This window comes from Pseudonocardia lacus (assembly GCF_018531445.1).
Classification (GTDB): Bacteria; Actinomycetota; Actinomycetes; order Mycobacteriales; family Pseudonocardiaceae; genus Pseudonocardia; species Pseudonocardia lacus.
On the sequence record NZ_JAHDTH010000281.1, the window covers coordinates 1 to 7,759 of the forward strand.

Sequence of the window (7,759 nt, forward strand, 5' to 3'; positions counted from 1 at the left end):
CCCAGCAGGCCGGCTCGGTGCCCGCCACGCTGGCGCGGCGGGTGCCGGGGGCCACCTCGGCCGACCGGCCGCGCCGGCGCGCGCCATGGCACCCACGACGGCTGCCGAACGACGGGGCCGGGCAGTGAGCGGTGAGCGGTGAGCGGAACGGTGGGCGCGAGGAGCATGGGTGTGGACAGGGTGACGGACACCGAGTCGTTGTGTGCCGAGCTGCGGGAGGTGCTCACGGAGGTCATCGGGGTCAGCGGCGCGCTGATCGCCACCGGTGACGGGATGCTCATCGCCGCGGAGTGCGAGGACAGCCTGCACGCCGAGTCGATCGCCGCGCTCGCCGCGGCGACCTCGGGCGTGGGCGCCCAGTTCGCCTACCTCATGCGGCTGGGCGAGCTCGGCGGCACGGTCGTGCAGGGCAACAAGGGCTGCGTGGCGGTCCACCCGATCGGCGAGAACGCGATCCTGGTGCTCTACGGGACGGACGGCCCCAACGTCGCGCGCCTGCACCTCGCGGTCCGCCAGGCGCTGCCGCGCGTCGAGGCCGCGCTGATGGCCTACCAGCGCTGAGCCGTCCGGTCGGCTCCGGGTTCCGCCCGGGGCCGGCACCCGCCGGCGCGCCGCCCCGGGACCCCGGGAGCCTCAGCGGGCTGTCCGGGCCCTCAGGACGTGGGCGCCGGGGACGAGGGCGCCGGGGACGAGGACGACAGCGTCATCAGCTCCTCGCGCAGCGCCGTGGTGTCGGGGTGCCCGCTGCCCAGCTGGCGTTCGCTGTCCTGCACGGCCTGCACCAGGGCGTCGCGGGCCTCGTCCACTCGCCCGGCGACGGCGTGCAGGCTGCCCGCGCACGAGCGCAGGGCGGTGGTGACGACGTGGTGCGGGCCGTGCGCGGCGACGGCCTCGCGCAGCGCCGGCATCACGATGCTCTCCGCGCCGCGCATGTCGCCGCTGTCGGCGCGGGTGAGGCCCAGCCCGAGCCGGGACACCAGCGTGTGCGGGTGGGTCGGGCCGAGCACGGCCGTGCGCTGCGCCGTGACCCGCATCGACACCCGCAGGGCCTCGGCCAGCCGCCCGCCGAGCCGGTAGGCGGTGGCCAGCGCCTCGCGCGCGGTCAGGGTGCGGGGGTGGTCGTCGCCGAACTCGCTCTCGCGGGCCGCGACGTTGGCCTCCATCAGCGCGATGCCCTCGCTCAGCCGGCCCACGGCGACCAGCGCGGCCGCGGTGTTGCCCTCGACGACGAGCGTCTCGGGGTGGCGTGGGCCGAGGATCGAGCGGCAGTCGGCGAGCAGCCCCTCGAGCACCGCGGCCGCCTCGGCGGCGCGGCCGGCGCCGAACTGGGCGACCGCGGCGTCGTTGTGGGTGGACAGCGGGTCGCGGCTGTCGAGGTTGTCGGCGCCGCGTCGGAACGCCGCGCTCTGGGCCAGGAAGGGGGAGCCGGCGAAGCGGCCGCCCCCGATCCTCGTCTCGTCCCCGCGAGCCATGTCACACGTCCTCTGCCACTAGGTGGGACCGGCGCGACCGGACGGGCCCGGTCACCGACGGATCGTCAGCGAGATTGCCGCGACGGTGGCCGCGACGCCCGCCACCAGCCGCTCGAGCGACGGGGGCAGGTTCTCCGAGAGCTCGGTGAACAGCTCGCGCTCGATGTCGAACTCGAAGGTCCGCTCCACGCCCAGCGCGCCGACGATCGCCGCGGTCACCGCCCCGGGGAGGTCGAACTCCGTGGGGTGGCGCAGCATGTGCTCCAGGCGCAGCCGGGGTCCGCTGGCCCGCAGCAGGTCCTGGGCGGGGAACCGCTCCGGACCCCGGCGCAGCACCGCCCTGGACTTCTCGGCCCGGATGACCCCGTCGTCGAGCAGGCTCTTCACGACCAGGTCGAAGACTATCTCCCCCACCGACTCGGACCACACGCGCACGGTGTGTGCAGATTTCTGCCTCGCCACCGCGTCGAGCACGAACCGGTCGAGTTCCTCGTCACGTCCGCCGGTGCGGTCGGTGACCACCACGCGGTCGTCCACCACGTCCAGGTGACCGGAAAGGACCAGGTCAGCGAGCTGTGAGGCGACCAGGCCGCAGTCGAGCAGCTCGCGGCTGATGGTCAGCTTGCCGGTGAAGGGGTCGTGGACGATCAAGAAGAAATTCTCGGCGAGGTGGCTGCGGCTCATGGGTTCTGCGTTCCTCGGGTGGGCTTGTTGGGGTGACGGTCGGTGACGGCGAACCGGGAACGGTCACCTATCGTCACGATGTTGACAGTACGCGCGCGAACGGTTTCCCGTTGTTGATCGTGAACGACCGCGGTGGCGCTCGTGTGGCACCCGAACCCCCTTCTCCACAAGTCGACGCACGGGGACTACCGTCTCGAACTCGCCCCCGATCGGATTGTGACAAGGAGCGCACGAATGGCCTACTCTTCCGGTCATCAGATTGTTTCGCAACTACGTCGTCGACGGCTGGGTGTGATCCATCTGGTGTTCTTCACCGTGGCCGCGTCAGCGCCGCTGACCGTGCTCGGCGGCGGCGTGACGACCGCCTTCGCGGTGACCGGGATCCCCGGCGTGCCGCTCGCGTTCCTGATCCTCGCGCTCTCCCTCGCCATCTTCGCCGTCGGCTACGCCGCGATGAGCCGCTTCGTCGCCAACGCGGGGGCGTTTTACTCCTATCTGGCGCAGGGACTGGGCCGAGTGGCAGGCGTCTCCGGCGCCTTTGTGGCGCTCGTTGCCTACAACGCCATCCAGATCGGGCTCTACGGCCTCTTCGGCGCCGTGATGGCCGACTTCGCCTCGGCCACCTTCGGCGTCAGCGTCGACTGGTGGCTCTGGGCCCTGCTCGCGCTGGTGCTGGTCGGGGCGCTGGGTGTGCTGCGGGTCGACCTGAACGCCAGCATCCTCGCGGTGCTGCTCGTGCTGGAGATCGTCGCCGTGGTCCTCTACGACCTGGGTGCGCTCGGCGACCCGGCCGGCGGCACCGTCTCCACCGCGGGCTTCCAGTTCGACCAGCTGTTCCTGCCCGGCGTCGGGGCGGTCTTCGCCTTCGGCATCGCCTGCTTCATCGGCTTCGAGTCCAGCGCGATCTACAGCGAGGAGTGCAAGGACCCCCAGCGCACCGTCGGCCGGGCCACCTTCGTCGCGGTGGCCTTCACCGGCCTGTTCTACGCGCTGTCGGCCTGGGCCATGACGGTCAACGTCGGCCCGGAGAACCTGCAGGCCGTCGCGGCCGAGAACGGTCCGGGCGTCGTGTTCGCCGCGCTCGGCGAGCACTACGCGCCGATCGTCTCGGACGTCGCCAGCGTCCTGTTCCTGACCAGCGTGTTCGCCGCCCTGCTGAGCTTCCACAACAGCGTGGCCCGGTACTTCTTCGCGCTGGGTCGGGAGCGCGTGCTCCCCGACGTGCTCGACACCGTGGGCACGCGCTCGGGCGGCCCGGTGGCGGGCTCGCTGCTGCAGTCGATCATCGCGGTCGTCATCCTGGTGATCTTCGTCATCAGCGGCAGCGACCCGGTGCTGGAGCTGTTCACCTGGTTCAGCGGGGTGGCCGCGCTGGGTGTGGTCCTGCTGATGACCGGAACGTCGGCCGCGGTGGTGGGCTTCTTCCGTCGCCACCCGAACGCGCCCGCCTCGGTCTGGCAGCGGCTCATCGCGCCGGTCGCGGCGTGCCTGCTGCTGGGCGCGATCGTGGTGATCCTGCTGGTGAACTTCGACGCGCTGCTGGGTACCGACCCGACGTCGCCGCTGCGCTGGATCCTGCCCGCACTGGTCCTTGTGGCTGCCGCCGGTGGGGCCGTTTGGGCGCTCATTCTGCGCTCTTCGCGCCCTCAGGTGTACGCCGGAATCGGGCACGTCGCATTGGCCCCCGTGGAGGACGAGCCGCGGCTCGATCTTCCCACGGTCAGCCGCCGACGGTAATGGCGACGGCACCGAGCGCGACGCTCGGTGCCGGAAGGAGCGTGCAAACGACCGTGCATGTGCGCGCGCAGATGACCGGGCAAAGGCGTCCGCAATCGGCAGGAAACATTCCGGAATGAAAGCTGGAGCACCCGGTCGGGTGGCGTCGGTCACCTGGATGCCAGTACGGCGGTGACCGTCGAACAGGCGCCGCGGCGACCGGGGAACGATCACCGGTGCGTTGCGCCACGCTGAACCGCATCGACCCCGTGCCCCGCCCAGTGTTGATCAGCAACAGGAGTTGATCGATACAGGGCGGGGCACCTGTGCGTCCGCTATCCGCGCTCGCGACCGACGGGCGCGGGGGATGCCGCGCGGCCTCGATAGGGTGTCCGCGGATCACTCGTGCGGGGTCGGGCCGTGGCGCCCGGCGCCGGCACCGGCTCCCACGGGGGGAGCGGCCGGGCTGGTCGCGGGGAGGGGGCCGAGGTGTCCGGGACGTCGGTCCCGCTGGCCGGGGACTTCGGCGACTACCGCATCGACGCCCGCATCGGCCGCGGCGGCATGGGGGTGGTGTACCGGGCATGGCAGCGCAAGCTCAACCGGCCGGTCGCGCTCAAGGTGCTGCCCGCCGAGCTGGCCGAGGACCCCCTCTACCGCAGCCGCTTCGGCCGCGAGGCGGCCGCGCTGGCCCGGCTCGACTCGCCGCACGTCATCCAGATCTACGACCACGGTGAGCACGACGGCAACCTGTTCCTGGCGATGCAGCTGATCCAGGGGCCCGACCTGGGCGCGCTGCTGGCCGACGGGCCGCTGCCCCCCCGGCGGGCGCTGCGCATCACCGCCCAGGTGGCCGCGGCGCTGGCCGACGCGCACTCGATCGGCGTCGTGCACCGCGACGTCAAGCCGAGCAACGTGCTGATCCGCCCGGCCGCCACGGCCGCCGACGAGGACTTCGTCTACCTGGCCGACTTCGGCATCGCGCGCAACGCCGCCGACGTCGCCGGCGGGACGGGGGAGACCGCGGGCGTCGTCGGCACGCTGGCCTACCTGGCGCCCGAGCGGCTCGACGGCGAGCCCGCCGTGCCGGCCTCCGACGTCTACTCGCTGGGCTGCATGCTGTGGGCGCTGCTGACCGGCGCGCCGCCCTACGAGGGCAGCCAGCCCCAGGTGATCATGGGCCACGTGCGGGGCCCGCTGCCCCGCCTGCAGGCGCCCGACCGGCGCACCCGGATGCTCAACGCGCTGCTGGCCGGCATGCTGGCCAAGGCCCCGGCCGAGCGCCCGTCGCCGGGCGCCGTGCGCCAGCAGATCCGCGACATCCTCGACACGCCGGGCGAGGACCGCAGCCCGACCCGCCGGCCGGCACCCACGCTGCCCGACGGCGGGCGCGTCCGCGGCCCGTGGCGCTCGCGGCGGGTGCTGATCGGGGCCGTCGTGCTGGCCGTCGTGGTGACGGCGGCGCTCGTCGCGCCGGGGCTGTGGCGGGCGGGGCCCGACGAGCGGCTCGACGCCAGCACGCCGGTGGGCGCGACGTGCCGGCCGACCACCCCGTCCGCGGCGGCGGCCTCCGCGGGGGTGCAGGCGCAGCGGGTGTGCGAGACCCCCGAGGAGGTCGGCGAGCTGCGGCTGTTCGCGCTGCCCGGTGGCGGCGCCGTCGAGACCTACCTGCGCACGGGCGCGGGCCAGGAGCCGACCGCGCTGCTGGAGGGCAGCTGCCCGCAGGACCTCCCGGCGCGCCAGGCGTGGTCGCGCGACGGGCGCGGCGGCACCCTGCTCTGCTACGTACTGGGGGACAACACCCGCTACGCCTGGACCGTCGACGACCAGGACGTCGTGGCGGTGCTGGACGGCCGCCCGCAGGTGCCGTTCCCGCGCGACCTCGACCCGGTGGCGGAGTTCTTCGCCGAGCTGCGGTACCCGACGTGAGCGTCGGCGAGGGAGTCACCGTCGGGCTGCTCGGCGAGGTCAGGCTCACCGTGGACGGCGAGCCCCGGCCCATCGCCGGGGTGCGCAGGCGCGCGGTGCTGGCGGTGCTCGCGGCGTCCGCGGGGGCGCCGGTCGCGGTCGACCGGCTGCACGACGCCGTCTGGTCCGACACCGGGACGCCGGCCTCCCGCGGCACGCTGCAGGTCCACGTGCACGGCCTGCGCCAGGAGCTGGCCCCGCACGCCGACGTGCTCACCCACACCCCCGCCGGCTACCGGATCGACGGGGTGGAGGTCGACGTGCGGCAGGCGGAGGCGGCGCTGCGCCGGGCCCGGGCCGCCGACCGGGCGGGCGACGCCGCGGGCGCGGAGGCCGCCTACCGGACCGGGCTGGGGTTGTGGCGCGGCGAGTTCTGCGCCGACCTGCGCGACTTCGCCTACCTGCGTGCGGCACGCAGCCTCTACGAGACGGTCCGGCTGGACGCGACCGAGGCGATGATCGGCGCCGCGCTGCGCACCGGGACGCCCGGGCTGGTCGCCGAGCTGGAGGACCTGGTGGCCGCGCACCCGCTGCGCGAACGGCTGTGGGGCCAGCTGATGGTCGCGCTGCACCGCGACGGGCGGCAGGCCGACGCGCTGCGCGCCTACCACCGCGCGCGCAAGGTCCTCGCCGACGAGGTCGGCCTGGATCCCGGCGCCGCGTTGCGCAACCTGGAGGCGGCGATCCTGGGCCAGGCGGACACGGCCGAGCTGCTGCGCTTCGGCGAGCCCGGCGGCGCCGGGCCGGTGCGCCCGGCGCTGACCTGGGTGGACGGCAGCGGACTGCCGCGCAGGCGCGAGCTGCCCGCCGACGGCGAGCTGGTCATCGGGCGCAGCGAGGCCGCGGACATCGCGCTGAGCTGGGACCCGGCCGTGTCCCGCCGGCACGCGGCGCTGGTCGTGCGCGACGGGGCCGTGCTCCTTCGCGACCTGGGATCGCGCAACGGCACGTTCCACAACGGCGACCGCGTGGACCCCGCCGGCCCGGACGACCGGCTGCGCGTCGGCGACCTCGTGCGCTGCGGCGACACGGTCCTCGCGGTGACCGGCCCGACCGCGGCCCGGGGCGCGCCGACCGATCCGACCCGCGACGACACCGTTGGGCCTGCTGCGGACGGACGTGTGAGCTAGGCCGAACGGTTCAACCACGATCACGAAAGGCTCACGGTCCGCTCCCCGTGCATAGCGGACCCCGCTTTCGGCTACTCACCCCTCGAACGGGCCGGTCGTCGGTCCACAGTCGTGTGGAGGAAACTCGTGACCATCACTGGGATCATTGTCGCGATCGTCGTCGGTGCCATCATCGGCGCGCTCGGTCGACTGGTCGTTCCGGGCCGTCAGCCCATCCCGATCTGGCTGACGATCGTGGTCGGCATCATCGCCGCGTTCATCGGCACCTTCCTGGCCCGCGCGATCGGCATCCCGACCGCCACCAACGGCATCGACTGGCTCGAGCTGCTGGTGCAGGTGATCGTGGCCGCCGTCGGCGTGGTCATCGCCGCCAACCTGTACGCGCGCCGCGGCGTCCGGCGCTAGGCGACCCGGGTGCCGTGACCGGTACCCAGCACGCACACGACAGGGCCCGCTCCCCGCTCCGGGGAGCGGGCCTCGTCGCGTTCCCGCCGTCCCCGCGACCCGGCCGCGCCGCGGCGGCCGGCCGGACCGCGGATCTGGGAACATCGGGCGCGGGACGCCCGGAGCCGCGGCGGCACGAGCAGGGTGAGCACGAGAACGGGCGGAGCAGCCATGGCCATGGGTGAGCGGATCCCCGCGGCGGTCGCGCGGGTGCGGGAGGCCAACCGGGCCGTCCTGAACCGGGCGGCGTCGAACCGGGCGGCGAACCGGGCGGCGGCGCGCCCCGCCCCGGTCGCCGTGCGCGCGCCCGCGCAGGGGGTAGCGGGGGTCCGCCGCACCGCGGCC

General features: G+C 74.1%; 7 protein-coding genes. 5 read left to right on the forward strand and 2 right to left on the reverse strand.

Features of this window, described 5'->3' with window-relative positions:
• Positions 1-171 precede the first annotated feature (171 nt).
• Positions 172-561 carry a roadblock/LC7 domain-containing protein gene (locus KIK08_RS35440; RefSeq protein WP_214407690.1) on the forward strand — a complete coding sequence of 130 codons (390 nt, stop codon included), beginning with the start codon at positions 172-174 and terminating at the stop codon, positions 559-561.
• Positions 562-653: 92 nt separating this feature from the next.
• Here the strand turns inward: KIK08_RS35440 and KIK08_RS35445 are convergent, their stop codons facing one another.
• Positions 654-1,472 (reverse strand): tetratricopeptide repeat protein, encoded by an 819-nt coding sequence (locus tag KIK08_RS35445; protein ID WP_214407691.1) that lies wholly within the window; start codon positions 1,470-1,472, stop codon positions 654-656.
• A 51-nt stretch (positions 1,473-1,523) separates the two neighbouring features.
• Complete coding sequence (locus tag KIK08_RS35450) at positions 1,524-2,156, reverse strand: GOLPH3/VPS74 family protein (protein WP_214407692.1); 633 nt, start codon at positions 2,154-2,156, stop codon at positions 1,524-1,526.
• 132 nt (positions 2,157-2,288) lie between these two features.
• On the opposite strand from KIK08_RS35450, the gene KIK08_RS35455 reads away from it, so the two are divergent.
• From KIK08_RS35455 to KIK08_RS35470, 4 genes are all read left to right on the forward strand, one after another.
• On the forward strand, positions 2,289-3,893 hold the full coding sequence (locus KIK08_RS35455; protein ID WP_308258097.1) for an APC family permease: 1,605 nt from the start codon (positions 2,289-2,291) through the stop codon (positions 3,891-3,893).
• Between the two features lie 468 nt (positions 3,894-4,361).
• Positions 4,362-5,801 carry a serine/threonine-protein kinase gene (locus KIK08_RS35460; protein WP_214407693.1) on the forward strand — a complete coding sequence of 480 codons (1,440 nt, stop codon included), beginning with the start codon at positions 4,362-4,364 and terminating at the stop codon, positions 5,799-5,801.
• On the forward strand, positions 5,798-6,970 hold the full coding sequence (locus KIK08_RS35465; protein WP_214407694.1) for an AfsR/SARP family transcriptional regulator: 1,173 nt from the start codon (positions 5,798-5,800) through the stop codon (positions 6,968-6,970). Before KIK08_RS35460 ends, KIK08_RS35465 begins: the two co-directional genes overlap by 4 nt.
• A 126-nt stretch (positions 6,971-7,096) precedes the next feature.
• Entirely contained in the window at positions 7,097-7,375 is a 279-nt protein-coding gene (locus tag KIK08_RS35470) for a GlsB/YeaQ/YmgE family stress response membrane protein (protein WP_214407695.1), read from the forward strand.
• Positions 7,376-7,759 lie beyond the last annotated feature (384 nt).